The sequence below is a fragment of the Arthrobacter sp. UYNi723 genome (genome assembly GCF_054057635.1).
This window is the reverse complement of record NZ_JBSRZM010000011.1, coordinates 72978-98796: the sequence shown is the minus strand read 5'-3', so window position 1 is coordinate 98796 and position 25819 is coordinate 72978. Positions and strand designations below refer to the sequence as shown.

25 protein-coding genes and 2 tRNA genes are annotated in these 25819 nt (G+C 66.8%); 25 read left to right on the top strand and 2 right to left on the bottom strand.

All coding sequences use genetic code 11. The features are described 5' to 3' along the window. Positions 1–12: 12 nt before the first annotated feature. The 10 genes from rpmA (at position 13) to ACVWY0_RS10735 (ending at position 7638) form a co-directional block, all read left to right on the top strand. On the top strand, positions 13–276 hold the full coding sequence (rpmA, locus tag ACVWY0_RS10780; protein WP_056340543.1) for a 50S ribosomal protein L27: 264 nt from the start codon (positions 13–15) through the stop codon (positions 274–276). A 117-nt stretch (positions 277–393) separates the two neighbouring features. Further along, positions 394–1983: a GTPase ObgE gene (gene obgE / locus ACVWY0_RS10775; protein ID WP_485836688.1), complete on the top strand. Its 1590-nt coding sequence runs from the start codon at positions 394–396 to the stop codon at positions 1981–1983. Beyond that, a complete protein-coding gene (gene proB / locus ACVWY0_RS10770) occupies positions 1973–3124 on the top strand; it encodes a glutamate 5-kinase (RefSeq protein ID WP_248760284.1) in 1152 nt (383 codons plus the stop codon). Before obgE ends, proB begins: the two co-directional genes overlap by 11 nt. 26 nt (positions 3125–3150) lie before the next feature. Further along, on the top strand, positions 3151–4515 hold the full coding sequence (locus tag ACVWY0_RS10765; RefSeq protein WP_485836687.1) for a glutamate-5-semialdehyde dehydrogenase: 1365 nt from the start codon (positions 3151–3153) through the stop codon (positions 4513–4515). Positions 4516–4590: 75 nt separating this feature from the next. Then, on the top strand, positions 4591–4821 hold the full coding sequence (locus ACVWY0_RS10760; RefSeq protein ID WP_056340536.1) for a hypothetical protein: 231 nt from the start codon (positions 4591–4593) through the stop codon (positions 4819–4821). Beyond that, complete coding sequence (gene nadD / locus ACVWY0_RS10755) at positions 4760–5491, top strand: nicotinate-nucleotide adenylyltransferase (RefSeq protein ID WP_256468649.1); 732 nt, start codon at positions 4760–4762, stop codon at positions 5489–5491. The genes ACVWY0_RS10760 and nadD overlap by 62 nt, the downstream gene beginning before the upstream one ends. A gap of 7 nt (positions 5492–5498) precedes the next feature. Further along, positions 5499–6797, top strand: a complete 1299-nt coding sequence (locus ACVWY0_RS10750) for a hypothetical protein (protein ID WP_485836686.1) — start codon at positions 5499–5501, stop codon at positions 6795–6797. Between the two features lie 47 nt (positions 6798–6844). After that, on the top strand, positions 6845–7246 hold the full coding sequence (gene rsfS / locus ACVWY0_RS10745) for a ribosome silencing factor (protein WP_058932218.1): 402 nt from the start codon (positions 6845–6847) through the stop codon (positions 7244–7246). A 100-nt stretch (positions 7247–7346) separates the two neighbouring features. Beyond that, positions 7347–7419: transfer RNA gene (locus ACVWY0_RS10740), tRNA-Ala, on the top strand. A 143-nt stretch (positions 7420–7562) separates the two neighbouring features. Beyond that, positions 7563–7638, top strand: a tRNA-Ala gene (locus tag ACVWY0_RS10735). Between the two features lie 100 nt (positions 7639–7738). Here ACVWY0_RS10735 and ACVWY0_RS10730 read toward each other — a convergent pair. Next, positions 7739–9073: a class I SAM-dependent methyltransferase gene (locus ACVWY0_RS10730; protein WP_485836685.1), complete on the bottom strand. Its 1335-nt coding sequence runs from the start codon at positions 9071–9073 to the stop codon at positions 7739–7741. Between the two features lie 84 nt (positions 9074–9157). On the opposite strand from ACVWY0_RS10730, the gene ACVWY0_RS10725 reads away from it, so the two are divergent. The 7 genes from ACVWY0_RS10725 to ACVWY0_RS10695 all read left to right on the top strand — a co-directional run bounded on the left by ACVWY0_RS10725 (position 9158) and on the right by ACVWY0_RS10695 (position 16443). Next, positions 9158–9511: a zinc ribbon domain-containing protein YjdM gene (locus ACVWY0_RS10725; protein WP_485836684.1), complete on the top strand. Its 354-nt coding sequence runs from the start codon at positions 9158–9160 to the stop codon at positions 9509–9511. An 18-nt stretch (positions 9512–9529) separates the two neighbouring features. After that, positions 9530–10609 carry an FAD-dependent oxidoreductase gene (locus ACVWY0_RS10720; protein WP_485836683.1) on the top strand — a complete coding sequence of 360 codons (1080 nt, stop codon included), beginning with the start codon at positions 9530–9532 and terminating at the stop codon, positions 10607–10609. Continuing rightward, entirely contained in the window at positions 10606–11787 is a 1182-nt protein-coding gene (locus ACVWY0_RS10715) for a class I SAM-dependent methyltransferase (RefSeq protein ID WP_485836682.1), read from the top strand. Before ACVWY0_RS10720 ends, ACVWY0_RS10715 begins: the two co-directional genes overlap by 4 nt. A 184-nt stretch (positions 11788–11971) precedes the next feature. After that, positions 11972–13174, top strand: coding sequence for an ROK family transcriptional regulator (locus tag ACVWY0_RS10710; protein ID WP_485836711.1), 1203 nt, complete (start codon positions 11972–11974; stop codon positions 13172–13174). Positions 13175–13294: 120 nt separating this feature from the next. Continuing rightward, on the top strand, positions 13295–14644 hold the full coding sequence (locus ACVWY0_RS10705; protein ID WP_485836681.1) for an extracellular solute-binding protein: 1350 nt from the start codon (positions 13295–13297) through the stop codon (positions 14642–14644). Between the two features lie 3 nt (positions 14645–14647). Continuing rightward, positions 14648–15565 carry a carbohydrate ABC transporter permease gene (locus ACVWY0_RS10700; RefSeq protein ID WP_485836680.1) on the top strand — a complete coding sequence of 306 codons (918 nt, stop codon included), beginning with the start codon at positions 14648–14650 and terminating at the stop codon, positions 15563–15565. Next, positions 15562–16443 (top strand): carbohydrate ABC transporter permease, encoded by an 882-nt coding sequence (locus ACVWY0_RS10695; RefSeq protein WP_485836679.1) that lies wholly within the window; start codon positions 15562–15564, stop codon positions 16441–16443. Before ACVWY0_RS10700 ends, ACVWY0_RS10695 begins: the two co-directional genes overlap by 4 nt. Positions 16444–16477: 34 nt before the next feature. Here the strand turns inward: ACVWY0_RS10695 and ACVWY0_RS10690 are convergent, their stop codons facing one another. Further along, positions 16478–16681, bottom strand: coding sequence for a hypothetical protein (locus ACVWY0_RS10690; protein WP_056341538.1), 204 nt, complete (start codon positions 16679–16681; stop codon positions 16478–16480). A gap of 155 nt (positions 16682–16836) precedes the next feature. Between ACVWY0_RS10690 and ACVWY0_RS10685 the strand changes: the two genes are divergently transcribed. From ACVWY0_RS10685 to metE, 8 genes are all read left to right on the top strand, one after another. Next, positions 16837–17844, top strand: coding sequence for an AAA family ATPase (locus ACVWY0_RS10685; RefSeq protein WP_485836678.1), 1008 nt, complete (start codon positions 16837–16839; stop codon positions 17842–17844). A 7-nt stretch (positions 17845–17851) separates the two neighbouring features. Then, a complete protein-coding gene (locus ACVWY0_RS10680; protein WP_485836677.1) occupies positions 17852–18736 on the top strand; it encodes a DUF58 domain-containing protein in 885 nt (294 codons plus the stop codon). Further along, positions 18726–19196 (top strand): hypothetical protein, encoded by a 471-nt coding sequence (locus ACVWY0_RS10675; RefSeq protein ID WP_485836676.1) that lies wholly within the window; start codon positions 18726–18728, stop codon positions 19194–19196. Before ACVWY0_RS10680 ends, ACVWY0_RS10675 begins: the two co-directional genes overlap by 11 nt. Continuing rightward, entirely contained in the window at positions 19187–20215 is a 1029-nt protein-coding gene (locus ACVWY0_RS10670; RefSeq protein WP_485836675.1) for a vWA domain-containing protein, read from the top strand. Before ACVWY0_RS10675 ends, ACVWY0_RS10670 begins: the two co-directional genes overlap by 10 nt. Next, positions 20212–21237, top strand: coding sequence for a VWA domain-containing protein (locus tag ACVWY0_RS10665; RefSeq protein ID WP_485836674.1), 1026 nt, complete (start codon positions 20212–20214; stop codon positions 21235–21237). The genes ACVWY0_RS10670 and ACVWY0_RS10665 overlap by 4 nt, the downstream gene beginning before the upstream one ends. Then, positions 21234–22040: a hypothetical protein gene (locus tag ACVWY0_RS10660; protein WP_485836673.1), complete on the top strand. Its 807-nt coding sequence runs from the start codon at positions 21234–21236 to the stop codon at positions 22038–22040. Before ACVWY0_RS10665 ends, ACVWY0_RS10660 begins: the two co-directional genes overlap by 4 nt. A 376-nt stretch (positions 22041–22416) precedes the next feature. Further along, positions 22417–23382: a methylenetetrahydrofolate reductase gene (locus ACVWY0_RS10655; protein WP_485836672.1), complete on the top strand. Its 966-nt coding sequence runs from the start codon at positions 22417–22419 to the stop codon at positions 23380–23382. 56 nt (positions 23383–23438) lie between these two features. Then, the gene (gene metE, locus ACVWY0_RS10650; protein WP_485836671.1) at positions 23439–25778 is read left to right on the top strand and encodes a 5-methyltetrahydropteroyltriglutamate--homocysteine S-methyltransferase; all 2340 of its coding nucleotides are present in this window, start codon (positions 23439–23441) and stop codon (positions 25776–25778) included. Positions 25779–25819: the final 41 nt, after the last annotated feature.

Below are 25819 nucleotides of genomic sequence, written 5' to 3'. Positions count from 1 at the left end.
CAGGCATTTCAAATGGCACATAAAAAAGGCGCGAGTTCCACTCGCAACGGTCGTGACTCCAACGCCCAGTACCTCGGCGTCAAGCGCTTCGGCGGCCAGGTAGTTTCCGCAGGCGAGATCATCGTCCGCCAGCGTGGCACCCACTTCCACCCGGGCGCCGGCGTTGGACGTGGCGGCGACGACACACTGTTCGCACTGGCTCCGGGAGCCGTCCAGTTCGGCACCCGCCGCGGTCGCCGCGTTGTCAACATCGTTGCTGCTGCAGCTGCAGAGTAACAAATAGTTCTGAAGCGGTGGAGCGGGCCATTTTGGTCCGCTCCACTGTTCTTTTAACCGCATTACAATCGTCTTGGCGCCCTTGGGCGTCCAGGAAACAGCACTGAGGAGATCCACGTGGCGAGCTTTGTAGACCGGGTAGTACTGCACGTATCCGGCGGTACCGGCGGCCACGGCTGTGTCTCTGTCCACCGGGAGAAGTTCATCCCACTGGGCGGACCCGACGGCGGTAACGGCGGCGACGGCGGCAACGTAATCCTGCGCGTTGACCACCAGACCACTACCCTGCTCGACTACCACCACTCCCCGCACCGCCACGCCACCAACGGCGGGTCCGGCATGGGCGACTGGCGCGGCGGCAAGAGCGGCGAGACCCTCATCCTGCCCGTGCCCGACGGCACCGTGGTCAAATCCAAGGACGGCACCGTCCTGGCAGACCTGGTCGGCGAAGGCGCAGAATACGTGGCGGCCGCAGGCGGCCAGGGCGGCCTGGGTAACGCATCGCTGTCCTCGCAGAAGCGCCGTGCCCCGGGCTTCGCCCTGCTGGGCATCGAGGGTGACGCCCGTGACATTGTGCTGGAACTGAAGTCCATCGCCGACATCGCGCTGGTGGGTTTCCCCTCTGCCGGCAAATCCAGCCTGATCGCGGCCATGTCCGCCGCGCGGCCCAAGATCGCCGACTACCCCTTCACCACGCTGATCCCGAACCTGGGTGTTGTCCAGTCCGGCGATGTCCGCTTCACCATTGCAGACGTTCCGGGCCTCATCGAGGGCGCCAGCGAAGGCAAGGGCCTTGGCCACCACTTCCTGCGCCACGTGGAGCGTTGCGCCGCCCTGGTACACGTGCTCGACTGCGGCACGCTGGAATCGGACCGCGACCCACTGGCAGACCTGGCCATCATCGAGGCCGAACTGGACAAGTACTCCGTAGACATGAGCTACGCGGGTGCCGACGGCGAAGTGGTTCCGCTGAACCACCGTCCGCGCCTGGTCGCACTGAACAAGGTGGACCTCCCGGACGGCAAGGACATGGCTGAATTCGTCCGCCCCGAACTCGAGTCACGCGGCTACCGGGTCTTCGAGATCTCGGCCACCAGCCACGAGGGTCTCCGCCAGCTGGGCTTCGCCATGGCGGAAATCGTCCAGGCCGCCCGTGCCGCCCTCGCGGCCGCCCCGCCCAAGGTCCAGCCGCCCATCCTGCGGCCCCGCGCCGTCAACGAGTCCGGCTTCAAGATCCGCCGCGAGGAAAAGAACCTCGAACCGCTCTTCCGCGTCCTGGGCGACAAGCCTGTCCGCTGGGTCAAGCAGACCGACTTCACCAACGAGGAAGCCATCGGCTACCTCGCCGACCGTCTGGCCAAGCTCGGCGTCGAAAACGAACTGTTCAAGCAGGGCGCCAAGCCGGGCGACGCAGTCGTGGTCGGCGAGGACGACGGCGTCGTCTTCGACTGGGAGCCCACCATGATGGCCGGAGCCGAAATGCTCGCATCACCGCGTGGCACGGATATCCGTTTCGCGGACGTCGGCGACCGCCCCACCCGTGGCCAGAAGCGTGACGAGCAGCAGGAACGCAAGGATGCCAAGGCCGCCGCCCGCGCCGAGCTCGAAGCCGAGCGCAAGGCCGGGATCTGGACCGAATCGGTCAGCAGCCGCCGCGCTGCCACGCCGCTCAAGGAGAGTGGACTGGGCGCAGAAGATGACCAGTAGCTCCGTCTCCGCGGTCCCGCGGAAGCGCGCCGCGGACCGTAGTGTGCTCTCGGATGCCCGCAGGATTGTTGTTAAGGTCGGCTCATCGTCGCTGACCAGCATCAAGGGCGGCATCTCGGAAGAATCGCTGACCGCCCTCGCTGATGCGCTGGCAGCCAAGCGGAACTCCGGGACGGAGATCATCCTGGTGTCTTCCGGCGCCATCGCGGCCGGCCTGGCACCGCTGGGTCTCGCCAAGCGGCCACGGGACCTGGCTACGCAGCAGGCTGCGGCCAGCGTGGGCCAGGGACTGCTCATGGCCCGTTACACCCAGGCGTTCGGTGCCCATGGCGTGACCGTCAGCCAGGTGCTGCTCACCGCCGATGACCTGATGCGCCGGAGCCAGCACACCAACGCCTTCCGTGCCCTGGACCGGCTCCTCAACCTTGGCGTCGTTCCGGTGGTCAACGAAAACGACACCGTGGCCACGCACGAGATCCGTTTCGGTGACAACGACCGCCTTGCGGCCCTGGTGGCCCACCTGGTCCGCGCCGACGCGCTGGTGCTGCTCTCCGACGTCGACTCCCTGTATGACGGTCCGCCGTCGCACGGTGCCAAGCGGATTCCGCTCGTGGAAGGTCCGCATGACCTCGACGGCGTCACCATCGGCAAGGCAGGCAAAGCCGGCGTCGGAACCGGCGGCATGACCACCAAAGTGGAAGCCGCCACCATCGCGGCCGGTTCAGGGATCCATGCCCTGGTCACGTCCACCGCCAACGCTGCCGCCGCCCTGGCCGGCGAGGACGTTGGCACCTGGTTCAAGGTCAATGGCGCCCGCAAGCCGGTCCGGCTGCTGTGGCTTGAGCACCTTGCCTCCGTGCATGGCAGGCTGATTCTCGACGACGGCGCCGTCAAGGCAGTGCGCCACCGCCGCACTTCGCTGCTTCCGGCCGGCATCTCCGCGGTGGACGGCGATTTTGAGGCGGGCGACGCCGTCGAAATCGTCAGTGCCGACGGCACCGTCATTGCCCGCGGCCTGGTCAACTATTCCGCCGCGGAACTGCCCCAGATGCTGGGACGGTCCACCAAGGAGCTGGGCAAGGCGCTGGGCCGCGGATATGACCGTGAAGTTGTTCACGTTGACGACCTGGTGCTGGTCTGAGCCTGCGGCTCGCCTAAACTTGGATCATGACTGAGGCACTGATTCACAACACTGCTGCGATTTCCGGGGATACCACTGCTGTTCCCGCTGCCCCGGAAGCGCTTGCATCAGCTGCCGTTCCGTTGTCCGCCGAGGACGTCGAAGCGGCGGTCCATGCCGTCGCTGACCGTTCCAAGCACGCGGCCCGCCGGATGGCGAGTGCCAACAGGGCATTGAAGGACCGTGGCCTGCGCGCCATCGGAGCTGCCCTGCTGGCGCGGAAGGACCAGATCCTGGCCGCCAACGCCAAGGATGTTGCCGCCGGCAAGGCCAACGGCACCTCGGCGGCCATGCTGGACCGGCTGACGCTTACTGACGCCCGCATTACCGGGCTCGTTGACGCCCTGGAGAACCTGGCCAACCTGCCCGACCCGGTGGGCAACGTGGTCCGCGGTCAGACGCTGCCCAACGGTCTCCGCCTGCGCCAAATCAACGTGCCCATGGGTGTCGTCGCAGCCATTTACGAGGCCCGGCCCAACGTCACCGTTGACATCGCCGGTCTCGCGCTCAAGAGCGGCAACGCCGTTATCCTCCGCGGCGGCACCGCCGCTGCAGCCACTAACGACGCCTTGGTCCACGTTCTCCGCGAAGCCCTGGACGGCGTGGGACTTCCCGCCGATGCCGTGCAGACAGTGGACCAGTACGGGCGGGAAGGCGCGAATGCGCTGATGCGGGCCCGCGGCCGGGTTGATGTCCTGATTCCGCGCGGGGGCAGGGACCTGATCCAGTCCGTGGTGCTGAACGCCGCCGTGCCGGTCATCGAGACCGGCGAGGGCAACGTGCATATCTTCATCGACGAATCCGCCAGCGAGGACATGGCGGTGGAGATCCTGCTGAACGCCAAAACCCAGCGGCCCAGTGTTTGCAACACCGTGGAGACACTGCTGGTCCATTCGCGGTCCACCGTGCTGCCCGCCGTCGCCGCCGCGCTGCGCGGCGCCGGGGTCACCCTCCACGCCGACGAGCGCATCCGTGCGGCGCTGCCGTCATCTGTTGAGTCGGTGCCGGCAACGGATGAGGATTGGGGAACCGAGTACATGGACCTGGACCTCGCCGTGGCCATGGTGGACAGCCTGGATGACGCCGTCAAGCACATCCGGACCTGGTCCACAGGCCACACCGAAGCGATCCTCACCAACGACCTCGCCAACGCGGAGCGGTTCATCGCCGAGGTTGACTCTGCCGCGGTCATCGTCAACGCGTCCACGCGGTTTACCGACGGCGGCGAGCTGGGCCTCGGTGCCGAGGTTGGCATCTCCACGCAGAAGCTGCACGCCCGCGGCCCGATGGGACTGACTGAGCTCACCACCACTAAGTGGATCGTGCAGGGCGAGGGCCAGGTCCGCGGGTAGCAACGCGGTAATATAGACAGAAGTCCGGAACGGCGGGACAATCCGCTGCCACATCCTTGAACCTTAGGGGAGAAAATGCTGCTCCAGCAGATCGCCATGACCGTTGCCGAAGGCGGAGAACACGCACCCGCTCCGATCTGGGCTGAGCCGTGGGTGTTCGGCGTATCCATTTTCGCCATCCTGCTGGTGATGATGTTCGTTACGCTCTCCTACTCGAACCTGGGCAACCGGCACACCGTAACGGATGAGCACGCCGATCCGCACCGCCAGCACCCCAACAAGCACGACCACGGCCAAGGCCACTGAAATTTCCCGTGTTCTGCACCGTGACGGTGCGCAAAGGCGGCTGCGGCTGGGCGTGATGGGCGGGACGTTTGATCCCATCCACCACGGCCACCTTGTTGCAGCCAGCGAAGTGGCCGCCAAGTTCGGCCTGGATGAAGTGGTCTTTGTCCCCACCGGGCAGCCGTGGCAAAAGTCGCACAAGCAGGTCAGTGAGCCTGAGCACCGCTACCTCATGACGGTGATCGCCACGGCATCGAACCCCCGCTTCACCGTCAGCAGGGTGGATATTGACCGGCCCGGTCGCACGTATACCATTGATACCTTGCGGGATCTCCGGACCCAACGTCCGGATGCGGATCTGTTCTTCATTACCGGTGCGGATGCACTGGCGCAGATTCTGTCCTGGAAGGACATCGACGAGCTGTGGTCACTGGCCCATTTTGTCGGTGTGACACGGCCGGGACATGTGCTTGATGGCATGGGCCGCAAGGACGTCAGCCTCCTCGAGGTGCCTGCCATGGCCATCTCGTCCACGGACTGCCGTGTCCGTGTAGCCGGGAACAACCCCGTCTGGTACCTCGTGCCGGACGGAGTGGTCCAATACATCGCCAAATATGGTCTGTACGCCGAGGGATCAGATCCCGAGGACGTCCGAACTACCGAAACAGACGAGCCAGCCAGTACTGAATGAGTCCTCAATGAGTCAGGAAAAGCCCCCCGTCCGCAGCCGCCGCGAACTGCGGCAGGCCAGAGATGAGAACACGGCTCCCGGGTCCAACGGCCCGGGCCAGGTTTCGCCTGCCTCAAAACAACGGCGCGCGGCTGACGCCGCGGTGGATTCCGTCCCCGAGCAGTCCCAAGCGCAGCGGTCCTCGCAGATCCGGGCCCGCGACCGCGCGGCGCTGCGTGCCATCAAGGAACTCGAGGAGAAAGAGGGCCAGCTTTCCGCCGGCGGCCCTCCCACCCGCAGGCAGTTGCGGCTCCAGCAACTCAAGGAACAGGCCGTCACCTCGGCCAATCCCATCATTCCCGCTCCCATGGGGCAGCCCCTGCCAAGCCAAGCTGCGCCGAGCCAAACTGCGCCGAGCCAAACTGGGCCGAGCCAACCCAAGCCGGGGCAGTCCAAGCCGGGTCACGACAGTGGTGTATCCGCCGAAATGGCCGGGCCCGCCGCGCCGCCGAACGGTGCAGGTGTTCCGGCTGGCATGAGCGTGGAGCAGGCACTCGCAGCCCGCACGCTTATTGCCGAGCAGGCCAAGAACCAGCTGGCCAAGATGGAACACATCGCCTCGCTGGACCCCGAAGCAGTGGATCCGGACATCCTTGCGGAACAGATCGCCTTGGCCGAGCGCGCGGCGGTGCTTAACCGCCGGGCGATGGCCAAGCGGAAGCTGGCCGAGCAGGCCGCCCCTGCACAGCCAGTATCAGCACCCACGCAGGCTGCCAATCCGCAGGCCGCGGCCACCCACTCCGTTCCCCAGACGGGCCCGGCCACCGCCGACAACCTGGCCATGGTGACGCCGCTGGAATTCGTGCAGGTACCCGGTGTCGACCGTCCTGTGATGAAACCCCCGGCGACCTCCTACGTGCCGCTGGCGACCCAGGCCGGGCCTAAGGTCCGGCCTGGCGGCAAGGGCCGCCAGCCGTCCACTACGTCCAAAGAGCCGGCCGCGGGTTCTGCGCAGGCGGCCGCTTCGGGCCGTTCCCGGGTGATCGCCCGTGCGGAAGCTGCTGCCAGGGCCGCCGCGGCACCGAAGCGCGTCGTCCCCGTCCAGCCCGTCGTGGCCGATACGCCAGTGGGTGAGCCGGACGATCTGTTCGATGACCTGCCGCGCATCCCGGCACGGTCAGCTCATGGGCTGGAGCCGCTGGATGCGGCAACCGCAGGCCTGGCCCGCGCGAAACGGCTGCGGCTTATGCAGGTCCTCGTCCTGGCTTTTGGGATCGTGGCCCTTATTTCCGGCGTCATCCTCATCGTCAGCGGCATCTCCAGCTGACCAGGCAACGCCCTTTTACGAAGCTTTAGAAAACTATAAGGAGTCCCATGACTGCAACAGATTCATCCATCGCCATTGCCCGCCAAGCCGCCAAGGCAGCCGCGGACAAGATTGCCCACGACATCGTGGCCCTCGATGTCAGCGAACGGCTGGCACTGGCAGACGTCTTCCTCATCGCATCCGCGCCGAGCGAGCGCCAGGTCAACGCCATCGTTGACGGCATCGAAGAAGAACTTTCCAAGCAGGACCTCCGTCCGGTACGCCGCGAAGGCCGCTCCGGCGGGCGCTGGGTACTGCTGGATTACTCGGACATCGTCATCCACGTCCAGCATGAAGAAGACCGAGTTTTCTACGCCCTGGAGCGCCTGTGGAAGGATTGCCCGGTAGTTGACCTGCAGCTCGGCGAAGACACTTCAGCCAAGGCGACGGCGGCCTCCGACTCCGAATAGAAGGCCTTGCCGGCCCGAATATGCCCGATTTGGAATTTTCGGAAAAGCTGGTCTAAGATATTTGAGTTGCTCCGGGGAAACCGCAGAGTAACGAAGGTCCGGGGCTGTGGCGCAGCTGGTAGCGCACCTGCATGGCATGCAGGGGGTCAGGGGTTCGAGTCCCCTCAGCTCCACCGGATAATCCGCCGGAATCGAAAGATTCCGGCGGATTTTTTTGTTGCAGGAAAATGCGCCTCCCGATTGGCGCAGCGCGCAGATTTCTATTAAGCTGATCAGGTTGCTTCGGGCGGTCTGAACCGCGGAGGAGCACAAGTTTGGGGCTGTGGCGCAGCTGGTAGCGCACCTGCATGGCATGCAGGGGGTCAGGGGTTCGAGTCCCCTCAGCTCCACCAAACAGGACACAGGTCCGCAAAAATGAGCCACCCGGTTGGGTGGCTCATTTTTTGTCGCCCAAACAGGGAGCCGGAGAAGTAGGCGCCTAGTAGGTAGCGCTTAGATCCAATCACTCCGGCGCAGCGGCGGCCCGTCCCCGCCGGCACGCTGGACCAGGATCTGGTTGATGCCAGTGATCCCGGTTTCAAAGCCCAGGGCACTGGAAGCCATGTACAGCCGCCACACCCGCGCCCGGCCCAGGCTGGTGAGCCGGACGGCTTCGTCCCAGTTCTCTTCGAGCCTGCGCACCCACGCCCGCAGGGTCAGCGCATAGTGCCGGCGCAGGGCCTCCACGTCCAACACCTCGAACCCGCCGGATTCCAGCGCGCTGACCATCTCGCCCAGGCTGATCATCTCGCCGTCCGGAAAGACATAGCGCGGAATGAACGAATCCGGGTCCGGCTTCGTGGGGCCGGCGTTCCAGGAGATGGCGTGGTTGAGCAGCCGGCCGCCGGGACGGAGCAGGCCGTGCAGCACGTCGACATAGTGGGGTGTCTGTTCCCGGCCCACATGTTCGGACATGCCGATGGAGCTGATGGCGTCGAACGGCCCGTCGGAGATATCCCGGTAATCCTGGACCCGGATGTCGATGTTTTCGGTCAATCCGGCGTCGGCAGCACGTTTGCGCGCCAGCACGGCCTGTTCCGTTGAGAGCGTCACCCCCACCACCGTGACGCCGTAATGCTGCGCCGCGTGCAACGCGAAGCTGCCCCAGCCGCACCCCACGTCCAGTACCCTCATCCCGGGCTTCAGTCCAAGCTTCCGGCAGACAAGGTCCAGCTTGGCCTTCTGCGCGTCATCCAGTCCGGCCGGAAGGCCGCGGCCGGCAGGGGTGCCGCCGGCAGGGGCTCCGCCGCGGTCGGGTCCATCCGCCCACACCGCGCACGAGTAGACCATTGACGGTCCCAGCACGAGGGCGTAAAAGTCGTTGCCGACGTCGTAATGGTGCGAGATGGCCGCGGCGTCGCGCTGCCGGGTGTGGAGCCGGCCCTTCCGCGTGACCTTGGCCTCCTCCGGCGGCGGAGCAGGGTTGGGGCCCAGCGCGCCCAGCCGGACGGCCGTGCTCACCAGCGTGGCCAGTTCACGCGGAGTCAGGGGCCGGAAGGGGCCGGGCTCGGAAAACTTCCCCACCGAGCTGAGTGCCGTGAAGGCCGCAAAGATGTCGCCGGGGGCATCGATGTCCCCGGCGACGTAGGCGCGGCTGAGCCCGAGCTGGCCCGGCGACCACAGGATCCGGCGCAGGGCGCGGCGTGACCTGAATTCTACGACCGGGGCGTTAGGCGGCCCCGCCTCGGAACCGTCCCACGCGCGCAGCCGCAGCGGTATCTCCGACGTCCCCAGGACGATGCCCAGTGCGTTTGCCAGCAGCGACGCTGCCCCTTTTTCCGTTGTCATGCTCCTCGCCTTTCGTCCGCCTAGGCCCAACAGTACGACGGCGGCGCGCGCCTGTCAGCGCAGCGCCACGATTATCATGGGGGAGTGAATGAGATGTTGCCTCCGTGCCACGAATGCTCCAGCGCTTACACCTACGAGATGGGTGCGCTCCTGGTCTGCCCGGAATGCGGCCATGAGTGGTCCGCCGAGGCAGCGGAGGCGGCGGCAGAGGCCGGGCCGCGGGTCATCAAGGATGCAGTGGGCAACATCCTCGCCGACGGCGACACGGTCACGGTGATCAAGGACCTGAAAATCAAGGGCAGCTCCGGTGTCATCAAGGTGGGCACCAAGGTCCGCGGGATCAGGCTCATGGACGGTGTGGGCGATCACGATATCGACTGCAAAGTGGACGGCGTGGGGCCGATGCAGCTCAAATCCTCCGTGGTGAAAAAGGTCTAGCCGGAACAGGTCAAGAGCATGGACTACGGAACCACCGACGTTGTGGTCATCGGCGCGGGGCAGGCGGGTCTCTCCGCCGCCTACCACCTGCAGCGCCGGGGGCTGGACTACAGGGTCCTCGACGCGGAGGAAGGTCCGGGCGGCGCCTGGCGCCACCGGTGGAAGAGCCTCGTCATGGCCACGGTCAACGGCATTAGTGACCTTCCCGGCATCGCGAAGCCTGACGTGGATCCCACGGAATCCAGCTCGGAGTTCCTGAGCCGGTACTTCGCCGGTTACGAGCGGGACCTCGGGATTGAGGTCCTGCGCCCGGTCAAGGTCACCTCGGTTGCCAGGGAAGACGCCGATCCGGCAGGACTCCTGCGGATCAGCACCGACACCGGCGACTGGTCAGCGAAGGCGGTCATCAACGCAACCGGAACGTGGACCCGGCCGTTCTGGCCCATCTACCCGGGCCGAGCCACGTTCCGGGGCCGGCAGCTGCACGTGGCCGATTACGTCTCCGCCGAGGAGTTCCGCGGCATGCACGTCATCGTGGTGGGCGGCGGCATTTCCGCCGTCGGGCTGCTGGACGAGGTCTCGCAGGTGACCAGCACCAGCTGGTTCACCCGGCGGGAACCGGACTGGCGTGACGCCGCGTTCGACGCCCAGGCCGGCCACAACGCCGTCGCCCTCGTGGAGGAGCGCGTGCGGCAGGGCCTGCCGCCGCAAAGCGTGGTGGCCGTGACCGGCCTCATCTGGACGCCCTCGCTGAGGGCGGCAGCACAACGCGGTGCGCTGGACCGTCGTCCCATGTTCACCGCCATAGAGCCCGACGGCGTCCGGCTCACCGATGGGAGCTTGCTCCGTGCCGACGTCATTCTGTGGGCCACCGGATTCCGTGCCGAGCTCGAACACCTGGCACCGCTGCATCTCCGGGGACCGGGCGGCGGCATCGCCATGGAAGGGACCCAGGTGGCAATCGAGCCGCGTGTCCATCTGGTGGGGTACGGGCCGTCGTCGTCCACCATCGGCGCCAACAGGGCGGGCCGGGCGGCCGTCACCGCCATCCTCAAACTGCCCGCGCTTGCACCAACCGCATCAACAACCAGTACATGACCAGACGGCAGGAACCAGTGGCACAGAACAATCTTGAGGACATCCTCGGCACGCTCCGGCGCCACCCGGATGTCGAAGCCCCGAACCTCCAGGCCTGGGACGCCACGGACCGGCTCCTGCTGGAAGCTGCCGCAGCCCGGACGGAACCGGATACCCGGCTGGCCGTGATCGGCGACCGCTTCGGTGCTCTCACCCTCGGTGCACTTGGCACCCTGGGAGTCCGCCGGGTCCGTGTGCACGAGGATCTCGTCACGGGGGAGCGCGCCCTGCGGAACAACGCTGCGGCTGTGGGGCTCGCAGCGGCGGATCCCGGAGCCGTTGGCGCCACTGGGTTCGAACAATTTCCGTTGGGGGAGGAGCTGCTGTCCGGCGCGGAGCTGGTGCTGCTTCAACTCCCGCGGACCCTGGCGGAGCTTGAAGAAATCGCAGCCGCCGTGGCGCGTTATGCCGCCCCTGATGTGGTGCTGCTCGCCGGCGGGCGGATCAAACACATGTCCCTGGGAATGAACGCTGTCCTCGAACGCTATTTCGAGACGGTCCAGCCGCAGCTGGCGCGGCAGAAGTCCCGGATCATCCTGGCCAGCGGCGCCCGGCAAACTGGGATGCACGAGTGGAGTCCCGCCGTCGAACGCCTCGCCGAGCTGGACCTGGACGTTGCCGCACATGGTGCCGTCTTTGCTGGAGCGAAACTGGATATCGGGACCAGGTTCCTCCTGACCTTCCTGCCGGAGATGCCTCAGGCCGGGCACGCCGTCGATCTGGGCTGTGGCACCGGCATCCTCGCCGCCATGTACGCCCGCCAGAACCCGGCGTCACGGGTCACGGCCACGGACCGGTCCGCAGCCGCCGTCGCTTCCGCCCGCGCTACGGCGCAGGCCAACGGCCTCGAGGAACGGATTACGGCCCTCCAGGATGACGCCATGAGCACCCTCCCTGCCGGAAGCGCCGAGCTGGTCCTGCTGAATCCGCCCTTCCACCTGGGCGCCAGTGTTCATGCCGGAGCGGGCATCAAACTGTTCGAGGCGGCAGCGAGGGTCCTGGCTCCGGGCGGTGAGCTGTGGACGGTCTTCAACCGGCACCTGCAGTACCTCCCGGCGCTGGAGCGGCTGGTGGGTCCCACCACTGTGAGGGGCGGCAATCCAAAGTTCACGGTGGCGGTCAGCACCAGGCGGCCATAGGCGTGCCAGCACGGCAAGGTGGCGCCCCCGGCCGCGGCGCGGCCCCACCTCCGGCTCTGGGCGTTGATCAGGAGGTAACGTACGATTCAGACATCATCATGAATACGCGGCCGAAAACCTAGGGGAGACCGTGCCAGAAATCCGCCAGTCCTCGGCGCCACGGCGCGGGACCAATCTTCCGCGCATGGGGGACTTCAACCTCACGGTCATCCTGGATGCCATCCGCCGGTCATCCGGGGGGCTCAGCCGCGTGGAGCTCGCCCAGATTGTGGGCCTTTCGCCGCAGACCATCTCCAACATCTCCCGCCGCCTGCTGGACCAGCACCTGATCGTCGAAGCCGGCAAAGAAGGCAGCGGCCCCGGCAAGCCGCGCACCATGCTTCGCCTCAACCCGGGCGGCATGTATGCCATCGGCGTCCACCTGGACCCCGCCGTCACCACGTTCGTGGTCCTCGATCTTGTGGGCGCCGTTGTACAGCATTCACGGATTAGAACACCCGGCGGGAATGATCCTGCCGCCGTCATGTCCACCATGGCCACCGAGATCGAACAGTTGGTTGCCGAGTCCGGCGTGGACACCAGCCGGATCGCCGGCCTGGGCCTGGCCGCTCCGGGACCCATCGACCTGGACAACGGCACCGTGGTGGACCCGCCGCTGCTGCCGGGCTGGGACCGCGTGGAGCTTCGGGACGCCCTGGCCAAGGCCACCGGCTATTCCGTCCTGGTGGATAAGGACGTCACCAGCGCCGCCGTCGCCGAGACATGGGCCGGGGGGCCCAGCGGCTCGGGCAGTTTCATCTTTATGTACATGGGCACCGGTATCGGCTGCGGCATCGTCCTCAACGATGAGGTGGTCCGTGGAACGTCAGGAAACGCCGGCGAGATCGGCCACATCGTGGTGGACCCCGATGGCCCGGTCTGCGACTGCGGACTGCGCGGCTGCGTGAAGTCCTCAGCCATCCCGCAGGTGCTCGTGGCGGAGGCCGTTGCCGCCGGAATCCTGGACGGGTCCGGAAAGCACACCAGCGGAGCCGAAGTGCAGCAGAGCTTCTCCCAGCTGTGCGACCTTGCCGATGCCGGCGACGCCAAGGCCATGGCGATCATCGACAAGTCAGCCGTGCTGGTGGCCCGGGCCGTCTCCGTGGTCACTAACACGCTGGATGTGGAGCGGGTTGTGTTCGGCGGGCCCTTCTGGAGCCGGATCGCCGACCGCTACCTGGAGAAGATCCCGGCCCTGGTGGACGCCAACAGCGCGGCCCGCCTGATCCACACCATCGAAGTTGTCGGCACGGGAGTCGGTGAGGACGTGGGCGCCATCGGAGCTGCCTGTCTGGTCCTGGAGCATACACTGGCGCCCCGGGCGCAGCGGCTTCTCCTGGAAGTCTGAACCGGACGTCTGACCGGGGCCTCCTTGCCAGTGGCAGGAGCCCCATCTAGCATGTGGATATCGCCGCGGCTGGGGCCCGCATATACAGGGGACGGCAGCCATTGACTGAATGGAGCACCAATGCGCCGGGCCCTCAAAATCACCTCACTCATCGCTGCAGCGGGCTTTGTGCTGACGGCGTGTTCCCCTGCCGTCCCCGAAGCGGAGACCAAAACGCTGAAGGTGGTCTATCAAAAGACGGATTCCTTCACTGCCCTGGACACGCTCTTCCAGTCGGCCAAGCAGGAGTTTGAGGCCGCCAACCAGGGCGTCACGGTTGCCCTGGAGCCTATCCAGGCGAACGACGACGACTACGGCACCAAGCTTGCCCTCGCTCTCCGTTCGCCCTCCACCGCCCCGGACGTCTTCTATGAGGACACCTTCAAGGTGCGTTCCGACGTCGACGCCGGGTACCTACTGAAGCTCGACAGCCACCTGGACGGGTGGAAGGACTGGGACACCTTCGATGACGGCGCTAAGGCGGCCGGCCTGGGGGACGACGGCGGCACGTACGCGGTCCCGCTGGGCACCGACACCCGCGCTATCTGGTACAACAATAAGGTACTCACCGCCGCGGGCGTCAGCGTCCCGTGGGAGCCCCGCACCTGGGAGGACATCCTGGACACCGCCCGGAAAATCAAGGCCAGTGATCCCACCGTTGTGCCGTTCAACATGTACGCCGGCAAGGCCACCGGCGAAGGCACCGTGATGCAGAGCTTCTACGAACTGCTCTACGGAACGGAATCCGAACTCTACGATGCCGACGCCAAAAAGTGGGTGGTCGGTTCCCCGGGGTTCACCGACTCGTTGGCGTTCCTCAAGACCCTCTACGACGAAAAACTGGCCGTCTCCCCGGCGGAGGCCCTCGACGCGAATGTGTGGAAGAAGGTCTTCGGCGAATGGCTGCCGCAGGGCAAGATGGGCGCAACCGTGGAAGGTTCCTACACGCCGTCGTTCTGGCAGAAGGGCGGCAGCTACGAATGGGCCGAGTACGGGCAGGACATGGGCGTCACGGCCTTCCCCACCCAGAACGGCCAGGCACCCGGCGGCGTCAGCATGTCCGGCGGCTGGACCCTGGCGGTAGGGGCGGAGACCAAAAGCCCCGACCTCGCGTTTGAGTTCCTCGCCACGGCCCTGAACCAAAAAAACTCCCTGGCCTTCAACATCGCCAGCTCCCAGATCGCCGTGCGGAAGGACGTCGCCGCCGACGCCGGCTACCAGGCGGCCAACCCGTTTGTGAAGGACGTGTCCGAGCTTGTGGCCGTCACGCACTACCGGCCAGCCACGGCCGACTATCCCCGGATTTCGGCGGCCGTCCAGGAGGCCACGGAAGCCGTGATCACCGGGGCGAAATCCCCGGAGCAGGCAGCCGCCGACTATGACACGGCGGTGAAGGGCATCGTGGGTGAGGCCAAGACCGTCGCCAAGTAGCCTGTGGCGGTTTCCCTCAGGCGTGACCGGTCCGGCCACCGGCGGCGTTACTCCGGACTCCGGCGCCAGGCACGGCTGCTCCCCGTACTCCCGGCCGTGGTTCTCCTGCTCGTGTTTTTGGCCGGTCCCGTGCTGTGGGCCTTCCACGCGTCATTCACCAATGCAGCCCTGACCGGCCGCAATGCCCGCAGTCCCGGCTGGATCGGGTTCGACAACTACGCCAGGCTCCTGTCCGATCCGGTGCTGCCGCTCTCGCTGGGCCTGACTGTCCTGTTCGTGGGCGGCTCTGCCATCCTGGGCCAGAACCTGCTGGGGCTCACCCTCGCGGTGCTGATGCTGCGGTCCCTCCGCCCGGTGGCTGCCGTCGTCGGAACCGCGGTGGTGGCTGCATGGGTGCTGCCCGAGATCGTCGCCGCCTTCGCCGCCTACGCTTATTTCAGCCGGGACGGGACCCTGAACCAGTTGCTGGGCGGGCTGGGGTTCGGACAGACAGACTGGCTGTATTCGTTCCCGATGGTTGCCATCCTGCTTGCCAACATCTGGCGTGGCACGGCGTTCTCCATGCTGGTGTACCGCGCCGCGCTCAATGACATCCCCGGCGAGGTCACGGAGGCCGCGCTGATGGACGGTGCGGGTGGCTGGCAGCGGCTGGCCTTCATCACCATCCCCATGATCCGGGGCAGCATCGCCACCAACCTCATGCTTATCACTCTGCAGACGCTGGCGGTGTTCACCCTCATCTGGGTCATGACAGCGGGCGGTCCCGCCAACGCCAGCACCACGCTGCCGGTGATGGCGTACCTGGAGGCCTTCAAGTTCGGCGACATCGGCTACGGCACCGCGGTGGCGTCGGTGCTGATCCTCATTGGCGTGGTGTTCGGTGCCGCCTACGTCCGGCTCCTGCGGGAGGGGAAACCATGACGACGACGGCGGGGACCGCCCGGGGGCAGCTCCGGTCCGGGACGGGCGCAGTTTCCCGCGCCCGGCAGCGTGCCCGGATGCCGGCGGACGTGTCCCTGGTCCTGATCGGCGCCTGCTTTGTCCTGCCGCTGCTCTGGCTGGTGTTTGCGTCCCTTGATGCCTCCGCCGGGCATGAGGCAAGGCTCCCCGGTAGGGTCTCCCTGGAAAACTTTGCCGCCATCATGACGCCGGGGCTGCTGTTCCAGCCGCTTTGGAACAGCATGGTGATGTCCGCCGGCACGGCCGCCGTGAACCTCGTGGCAGCAGTCCTGGCCGCCTACCCGCTGTCCCGCTACCAGTCCAGGTTCAACAAGCCGTTTATGTACACCGTCCTGTTTGGAACCTGCCTTCCCATCACGGCCATCATGGTGCCGGTGTATGGGTTGTTTGTGCAGCTTCAACTGCTGGATTCGATGCCCGCCACGATCTTTTTCATGGCCACCACCACGTTGCCCATGGCCATCTGGATGACGAAGAACTTTATGGACGCGGTCCCGGTGTCGTTGGAGGAAGCCGCCTGGGTGGACGGTGCGTCAGGATTGACGGCGCTGCGGACCATCGTCCTGCCCCTGATGCGGCAGGGGCTGGGCGTGGTGTTCATTTTTGTGTTCATCCAGGCCTGGGGGAACTTCTTCGTCCCGTTCGTCCTGCTCCTGTCCGAAGCCCGGCAGCCAGCGGCGGTGTCGATCTTCAGCTTCTTCGGACAGCACGGCGCAGTGGCGTACGGCCAGCTGGCCGCCTTCTCCATCCTGTATTCAGTCCCGGTGCTGGCCCTCTACGTCATTGTGGCCAAGGGCGCGGGGAGTTCCTTCGCGCTCTCGGGTGCAGTGAAGGGCTGAGCGCGGCCCGGGGCTAGCGATGCGGGCCGAGCCGTCAGTCGATGTCCTCGACCACCACTCCGAAGGGGATACTGTCATCGAGGTGGGCCTGGTGGCCGGTGGGACCCGCGTTGTAAGTAACCCGGACACCATGGGACTTGTCGGCAGCGGACTGCTGCAGGACAGGCTTGACGGCAAGGATAAACCTCTCGCTCTTGTCGGCGAGAAACTCTTTGTAACTGGCTGGAAGCTCACTCATTCCAACAGGATAAACCTGCCGACCCGCGATGGGGAGGGGTCCCCATTGCGGCCGGACCGGGAGGTGGCTTGGATAGGATGGCGGACGGAGTGCAGCCGCGCGGCAGCACACCCGGGCTAACATCCGTAGACCACCAGCCATCAGGGGGAAATCCATTGCTTCAGACCAGTGCGCCCGCACGAATCGACCCGGCGGAACTGGCCCGGGCACAGCAGGTGGTGGCGAACATTTCCCGGAGTTTCGATGCCAAGGTAGTGGGCCAGGCTCGGCTGCGTGAATCCCTGCTGGTGGGCCTGATGACCGGTGGGCACATCCTGCTCGAAAGCGTTCCGGGGCTGGCGAAGACCACCGCCGCCCAAACCGTGGCCGAAGCCGTGAGCGCGGAGTTCCGCCGGATCCAGTGCACCCCGGACCTGCTTCCCAGCGACATCGTGGGCACGCAGATCTACGACGCCGCCAAGGGCACCTTCATCACGCAGCTGGGGCCGGTGCACGCCAACATCGTCCTGCTTGACGAGATCAACCGCTCCAGCGCCAAGACCCAGAGCGCCATGCTGGAGGCCATGCAGGAGCGGCAGACCTCCATCGGGGGAGTGGAGTACCGGCTGCCGTCCCCGTTTATGGTGCTGGCCACCCAGAACCCCATCGAGCAGGAAGGCACGTACCAGCTGCCGGAGGCGCAGATGGACCGCTTTATGCTCAAGGACGTGCTGGACTACCCCACGCCGGCCGAGGAAACGGAAATCATCCGCCGGATCGATGCCGGGGTCTTCAGCGCCGAGCAGAAGCCGGCGGCCGCGGCCTCGTTGGACGCCGTCATCGGCGTGCAGGAGCTGGTGAAGCGGATCTACATCGACCCGGCCATCATCAACTACATCGTGGGCCTGGTGTTCGTCACCCGGAACGCCGGGCAGTACATCGACCAGCGCCTCGCCGGCTTCATCGAATTCGGCGCCAGCCCGCGCGCCAGCATTGCCTTCAGCCAGGCCGCCCGGGCAGTGGCACTGCTCAACGGCAGGGACCATGTGATCCCGGAGGACGTGAAGTCCCTCGCTCACCGTGTGCTGCGGCACCGCCTCATCCTGGGGTTCGACGCCGTTGCGGAGCAGGTGCCGGTGGAGACGATCATCGATGCGGTCGTAGCCTCCGTCCAGACTCCCTGAGGCTGTGGTGACCAGCCTCCTGCAACGCGTGAAGTCGAAGATGGCCATCTTCGCCCACCGGAAAGCCCGCGGCATGCTCGACGGCGAATACGGTTCCGTCTTCCGCGGCCGCAGCCTCGACTTTGATGACCTGCGCGCCTATATCCCCGGGGACGATGTCCGCGACATCGACTGGAAGGCTTCCGCCCGGTTCGGATCGCCGCTCATCAAACGGTATGTCGCCGTACGGCGCCAGACCGTCCTGCTGATTGCCGATACAGGACGGGGCATGGCTGCCGAGTCCCGCGACGGCGAAACCAAGAAGGACATCGCCGTGATGGCATTCGGTGTGGTGGGTTACCTGGCGCATCGGCACGGCGACGTTGTGGGCCTGGTCTGCGGCGATCGCAACGGGACTCGCTCCATCCCGGCCAAAGCCGGTGAGCCGCATCTGGAACGGCTCCTGCGCGAGGTTGACGCATCCACCTCCCTGGACTCAGGCCCGAGCAGGATCGAGGGCCAGCTGGAATACGTGGCCCGCAACGTCAAGGGCCGGTTCCTGCTGTTTGTGGTGTCCGACGAACATGCCGCCGGCCCCGACACCGAACAGCTGCTCCGCCGGCTCCGTGCCCAGCATGAGGTCCTTTGGCTCACCATCCGGGACGCTGACTTGGCCGGGGAAGGCCTTACCGGCCAGGACGCCTTCAGCGTGGCAGACGCCTCCGTGCTGCCGGCGCACCTGGCAGCATCCCCGGCAATCGCGGCGGCCTATGCCACGGCAGCAGGGGAGCGGGACGCCGCCCGGCAGGCAATGCTCCGCCGCGCCGGCATCACCCAAGGCCACGTGGCCGGCAGCAGCGCGGTCATCACGGAACTCTTCGCCCTCCTGGAAAGGCACCGGCGTGCCGGCTGACCCGGGCATCTACGGACCCCTCCAGTACAGCCAGGCGTGGCTGTGGACCGGGCTCGCCCTACTGGCAGCGGTCCTGGGCTGGTACGCGTTCGTTTTCCTGAGCACGCGCAAACCGAAGGTGCCGGAGCAGGCGCCCCGGTTCGCGCCGCCGTCGGACCTTGCAGGCCTCAAGGTGGCCTACCTGCAAAAGATCGACGCCGTCACAGCCAACGCCGCCGCCGGGCTGCTGACCGCACGGGAGTCGCACCAGGAACTGAGCCTGCTGGTCCGCCGGTTCGCCCGCGACGTCACCGGCATCGACGCCCCCAGGATGACCCTTGCGGAGCTGCACGGGCACCCGCTGCCCCCAGTGGCCGAGGCCGTCCGCAAGATCTACCCGGGCGAGTTCGGCCTGGAACCGCTGCCGCCGGTCGCGGAATCGGCCGCGACTGCCCGCCAGGCGGTGCGGCAATGGAACTGATGTTCTGGTGGCTGATCCCGCCGGCGCTGGTCATCGCGGCCCTGGCCGGATGGCGCGCCTTCCGCCCGGACCGCCACGCAAACGCTCGACGGCGGCCGGTGGCCAATGCGGACCGCCTCACCGCGCTGCCCGAATACCAGGCCGCCCTCCGGCGGCACCGCCGCTGGCTGGCGGTGGCCGCGCTCGCGGCCGCAACCCTGCTGGTCTCCGCGGTGACCGCGGCGGCGCGTCCGGTGGAGCTGACCACCATCCAGCCGGAACAGCGCAACCGGGACATCATGCTGTGCCTGGACACGTCGGGCTCGATGAGCAGCGCCGACGCGGCTGTGGTGCAGGTGTTTGCCGAACTGGCGAAGGAGTTCGACGGCGAACGGATCGGCCTCACCGTCTTCGACAGCAGCGCCGTCCAGGTCTTCCCCCTCACCGACGACTACGGGTATGTCCAGGAACAACTCCGGCTGGCCCAAGACGCGTTCGAGGGAAGCCCCGGCAGCGCGGGGTTCCTGGACGGCACCTGGAACGGCCGCGGATCGTCACTGATCGGCGATGGCCTGGCATCCTGCGTCAACGGGTTCCCGGACACCGGCGCCGCGGATGCACGCAGGGCGGAGACCGGCACTCCTGACGCCGGTCAGCGGCGCTCGCGGTCCATCGTCCTGGCAACGGACAACTACCTGTCCGGCGATCCCATCTTCACCCTGGAACAGGCGGCCGCCCTGGCCAAGGAGCGCGATGTGCGCATTTACGCCCTGAACCCCGGCGACTTTGACTACGGACCCGGCCCAGGCCAGCCCGGAGCCAGGTTGCGCACAGCGGCCGAAGCCAGCGGTGGGGCGTACCACCAACTGGACAGCCCGGATGCCGTGGTGGACATCGTCCATTCCGTGCAGGAAACCGAAGCCACGGCCATGAAGGGTGCACCCCGGGCCGTGGTCTCGGACCGGCCTGAGCTGCCGCTCACGCTGGCATTCCTGTCCGGCCTGGTTCTGGCGGGCGCATCGTGGAGGCTCCGGCCATGACTCTGCAACCGATCCTGCCCTGGTGGGTTATGGCCCCGCTCATCGCTGCGACCGTGCTGTTTCTGGTCTGGCGTCTCGTCCAAGCGTCGAGGGTGCTCTCTGCCGGTACACGCCGCGACTGGCTGTTCAGAATTGCCCTGGTGCTGCTGCTCCTGACTGCGGCGCTCCGACCGGGTGTCCCCGGCGGGAGTTCCCAAGCCGCGGCGGCGGATGTCAACGTATTCTTCGTGGTGGACACCAGCAGCAGCATCGCTGCCGAAGACTACGGCGACGGCTCGCCCCGGCTGGACGGGGTGCGGCAGGACATCATGGCCATCGCCGGTGAACTGGCCGGTGCCCGCTTTTCGCTCCTGACGTTCGACAGCAACGCCATCGTCCGGATGCCCCTCACCACCGACACCACCGCCCTGGACACCAGCGTGTCCGTCCTGCAGCCGCAGGTCACGGCATTTTCGAAGGGCAGCAGCGTCACCGCTGCTGGAACCTTGCTGGCGGAGCGGCTGCGCGCCGCGCGGGACAGCCATCCCGAACGGCCGCGCCTGGTCTACTACCTGGGCGACGGGGAACAGACCAGCGCCAAGGCGCCGGCGGCGATCAGGCTCGACGGCGGCCTGGTGGACGGCGGCGCGGTGCTCGGCTACGGCACGGCGGACGGCGGCCGGATGAAGGAAAACACGGGGCAGGGTTCGGGGCAGGACGCCGGCGCAGGCTACATCCAGGACCGGTCGTCCGGAACCGGCAAGGATGCTATATCGGTCATCGACGAAGGCCGCCTGCAAGGGATTGCCGGTCAGCTGGGGGTGCCCTATCTCCACCGTTCGGCCGGTGACCCGGTGGCGCCGATGATGCAGGCCGCTGATCCAGGGGACTTCCAATGGGCACCGACGGATGCTGGCGTCGCCGGGCGGACGGAGCTGTACTGGCTCCTCGCCGCCGGGGCGTTCCTGCTGGCTCTCCGCGAAACTTTCCTGGTGCTGCGCCAATATCGGCAGCTCCGGCCCGGAGCGGGAGTTCGAAGATGATGCGGCCAACGCCCACGCCGGCACCCCAGGAACCGGCACCCCAGGAACCGGCACCCCAGGAACCGGCACCCCAGGAACCGGCACCGCCGGTGACCTCACGGGACCGGCGGGAGCGCCGCCGTCGGCTGTTGTGGTGGTCTGCGCTGCCCGCACTCCTGGTCTTCTGCCTGTCAGCCAAGCTGCTCAGCGTGGGCATCCTCGCCGACACTGCTGCCCGGTCCTTCGCAACCGTGGACTCCGGTGGTGTAACGGATGCTGCGGGCGGACTGAGGACCGCCAATTTCATCGAACCGTACAAGGCGCCCTTCGCCGAGGGTGACGGCCTGTTCCTTGCCGGGGACTTCGCTGCTGCCCGCCAGCGCTTCGAGGAGGCACTGTCCCTGGCAGGGAAGGCCGAAGAGTGCGTCATCCGGGTCAACCTGGCGCTCACCATCGAACGCCTCGGTGACGCCGAGACCAAAGCAGAAGATCCGACGGCGGCGGCCCGGCTCTTCGCCGAGGGCGTAGCCGTGGTGGAGGCTGCTCCGGAGGGCTGTTTTGACGCCGGCGCGGGGGAGCAACTGGAACAGGCGGGGGAGCGCCTCCGGCAGAAGGCCGAGCCAGCGGGTTTGGACAACACCACGCCGCAACCGTCCGGGCAGCCCGGCGAGAAAGATCCGCCGGCCGATCCGGGCCAGCAGAGCCAGCTTGAGCAGCTCAGGGACAGCGCCAGGGAAGCCCAAAGCGAGCGGAATTCCGGGCAGGAGCGGGACGAGTACCTCCGGGACGATGGCTTCGGGCCGGGCGTTGACCGGCCCTGGTAACAGGCCAAGGCAGCGGCGGGTCTGCAGTATGCCCCGATGAATCCGTTGACCAATATGGCGAACAAAATTCTGCACCAATGCGAAACACGCCGTAAAGCTGCGTCTTAATTCGGCAGTGGACTTGAAGGGTGCTCCGCGGGCTCCTAGAGTTCTATACAAGTTACCGAGGTAACGTGTCAGCGATCCTCCGATTGTGGAGGGTGTGGGTGCCCCCATGTGGGCCTGACATTTGCTCACGGACAACTTCATTACAGGCGTAACAGTCGCGGCTGCGTCCCTGTGGAGTTTTCCGTGTTCCCAAACTCAAATTCATTCCCGGCTTCACCGTCACATTTGCTGACCGGTAGCCGGCAATGGCCCAAAGCCAAGGACGCAAATGTCACCGCCAAGCCTTATTGAAACGCATCCGAACCTCACCGAGACTGCCCCCGTGGCGCTCTCGTACGAGCTCTTCCCGCCCCGCTCGCCGGCCGCGGCCGAGTCGCTCTGGACCACCATCCGGGAACTGGAAACCACCGAGCCGGACTATGTCTCCGTCACTTACGGTGCCAGTGGCTCGAACCGGGACACCGCCGTCGAACTCATCAACAGGCTCCTCCTGGAAACCACGCTCCGGCCCCTCGCCCACCTCACCTGCGTGGGCAACACGCCGGAGGAACTGGCGGAGATCATCGGCGACCTCCTGGACACCGGCGTCCGGGGCATCCTGGCCCTCCGGGGCGACCAGCCCAAGGACGGTGCACCGCTCGCCGCAGGGTCACTGCGGTATGCGCAGGACCTGATCGAACTCATCCGGCGGGTTGAACAGCGGCGGTCGGCCCTGCTGTGTGCAGGCAAGATCGCCGTGGGCGTCGCCGCGTACCCCACCCGGCACCCGGAATCACCCAGTGAAGCCCACGACGTCGAGGTGCTACTCGCCAAGCAGCGCTCCGGCGCCGACTTTGCCATCACCCAGGTCTTCTTCCATACCGAGCAGTACGCGAACCTCATCAGCCGCGCACGCCGGGCCGGGGTCACCATCCCCATCATCCCGGGCGTGATGCCGCTCACCAGCCTGCGCCGGGTCACACGGCTCGGCGAACTGACCGGCGTTGAACCGGCACCGGAACTCCTGGCCCGCCTCGCCGCCGCGGACAGTGACTCTGAACGCCTCCGGATCGGTGTCCGGGCCACGGTGGACCTGGCCAACGCGGCCCTCGAGGCCGGAGCGCCGGGCATCCACATCTACACCTTCAACGAACACCAGAGTGCGCTGGAGGTGCTGGACAAACTGGCACTTCCGCGCCAGTCCCGTTCAGTTGGCCGCCGCAGCGCCACCCTCCGGCGCCAACTCGCCAGCTGACCTTCCAACATCCGCCAGACCATTCACAGTTTCCACTAACACTCAAGGAATCTCCCATGACTGAACAGAACACCCCCGCCACTCCGTTCCCGGCCGCGTCACTCCTCGGCTACCCGCGCATCGGCCGCCGCCGCGAGCTCAAAAAGGCCATCGAAGCCTACTGGGCCGGCAAGATCGACGCTGATGCCCTGGACGCCGCCGCCAAGGGCATCCAGCTGACCATCGCCAAGCGCCTGCAGGAACTGGGCCTCACCGAATCCGCCGCTGTTCCGGGCACGTTCTCCTACTACGACCAGGTCCTGGACGCCACCGCCCACCTCGGCGCTGTCCCGGCCCGCTTCGGCAAGCTCCTCAACGCCGAAGGCCAGCTCGACATCGACGGCTACTTCACCCTGGCCCGTGGCAACAAGGACCAGCAGCCGCTGGAAATGACCAAGTGGTTCGACACGAACTACCACTACCTCGTTCCGGAGATTGGCCCGGAGACCGAGTTCACCCTCGCCTCCAACCGCATCGTTGAGGAATTCGAGTTCGCCCTGGCCAACGGCATCGAGACCCGCCCGTACATCGTTGGCCCGGTCACCTACTTGCTGCTCTCCAAGGCTTCGGATGAAGCCCCGGCAGGCTTCGCTCCGCTGTCCCGCCTCGAAGACGTCCTGCCGGTCTACGTGCAGCTGCTCGAGAAGCTCGCCGCCGCAGGCGCCAGCTGGATCCAGCTGGACGAGCCCGCCCTGGTTGTTGACCAGGACACCCCGGCCGCCGAAATCGAAGCAGCCGTTGCCCGCGCTTACGAAGTCCTCGCCGGTGCGGCCAAGCGCCCGCAGATCCTTGTCTCCACCCCGTACGGCGCCCTGGACGGCCAGCTGGGCACACTTGCCGCCACCAACATCGACGCCCTGCACATCGACGCCTTCAAGGGCGCGGTCCCGTCCGCAGCGGCCCTGGCCGGCCTCGGCAACAAGACCCTGGTTGCCGGCGTCGTGGACGGCCACAACATCTGGCGCAACGACCTGGCCGTCGCCGCCGCCAAGCTGGACGAACTGAAGGCTGCCGCCGGCCGGATCGCCGTCAGCACCTCCACCTCCACCCAGCACGTCCCGCACGACGTCAGCGAAGAAGGCCAGCTCTCCGAGGAGCTGCGCAGCTGGCTCGCGTTCGCCGACCAGAAGGCCGTGGAAGTCAAGACCCTCGCGTCCTACCTGGCCGACCCGGCCTCCGCCAAGGCTGCCATCGACGAGGCATCCGCCGTCATCGCCGCCCGCGCCATCGCCGAAGGCGTCCGCCGCGACGACGTCCGGGCCCGCACCGAGGCCCTGACCGCAGCGGACTTCAGCCGCTCCGCCTACGCAGTCCGGGAAGCCGCCCAGGAAGAGGCCCTGCACCTCCCGCCGCTGCCCACCACCACCATCGGCTCCTTCCCGCAGACGTCCGAGATCCGCTCGGCGCGAGCCCGCAACAACAAGGGCGCCCTCACCAACGAGCAGTACGAGCAGCTCATGAAGGACGAGATCAAGCGCGTTGTTGAGCTGCAGGAAGCGCTCGGCTACGACGTCCTGGTGCACGGCGAGCCTGAGCGCAACGACATGGTCCAGTACTTCGCCGAGAACCTCGAAGGCTTCGACGTCACGGTCCACGGCTGGGTCCAGTCCTACGGCTCACGCTGCACCCGCCCGTCCATCCTCTGGGGCGACGTCACCCGCAGCGCCCCCATCACGGTGGCCTGGGCCGAGTACGCCCAGTCGCTGACCAGCAAGCCGATGAAGGGCATGCTCACCGGTCCGGTCACCATCCTGGCCTGGTCCTTCGTCCGCGATGACCAGCCACTGGGCGAGACCGCCAACCAGGTTGGCCTGGCCCTCCGCGACGAAATCGCGGACCTCGAGGCTGCCGGTATCAAGGTCATCCAGGTGGACGAGCCCGCGCTGCGCGAGCTCCTGCCGCTGCGCAAGGCAGACCACGCCACCTACCTGAAGTGGTCAGTGGACTCCTTCCGCCTGGCCACCGCCGGTGCGGCCGACGCCACGCAGATCCACACCCACCTCTGCTACTCGGAGTTCGGCGTGATCATCGACGCCATTGACGGCCTCGACGCAGACGTCACGTCCATCGAAGCGGCACGGTCCCGCATGGAGGTAGTCCACGACCTCGAGTCCCACGGCTTCGGCCGCGGCGTTGGCCCGGGCGTCTACGACATCCACTCGCCGCGTGTTCCGGGCGAAGCCGAGGTCACTGAACTCCTGGCCACCGCCGTCAAGCACGTCCCGTCACGCCAGCTCTGGGTCAACCCGGACTGCGGCCTGAAGACCCGCGGCTACGCCGAGACCGAAGAGTCCCTGCGCAACCTGGTCAAGGCCACCAAGACGGTCCGCGCCGGCCTGCTGGAGTCCGCGAAGTAACACCTGGTTACCGGTGGTTGAGCCGGGGCCACGACCGCGGG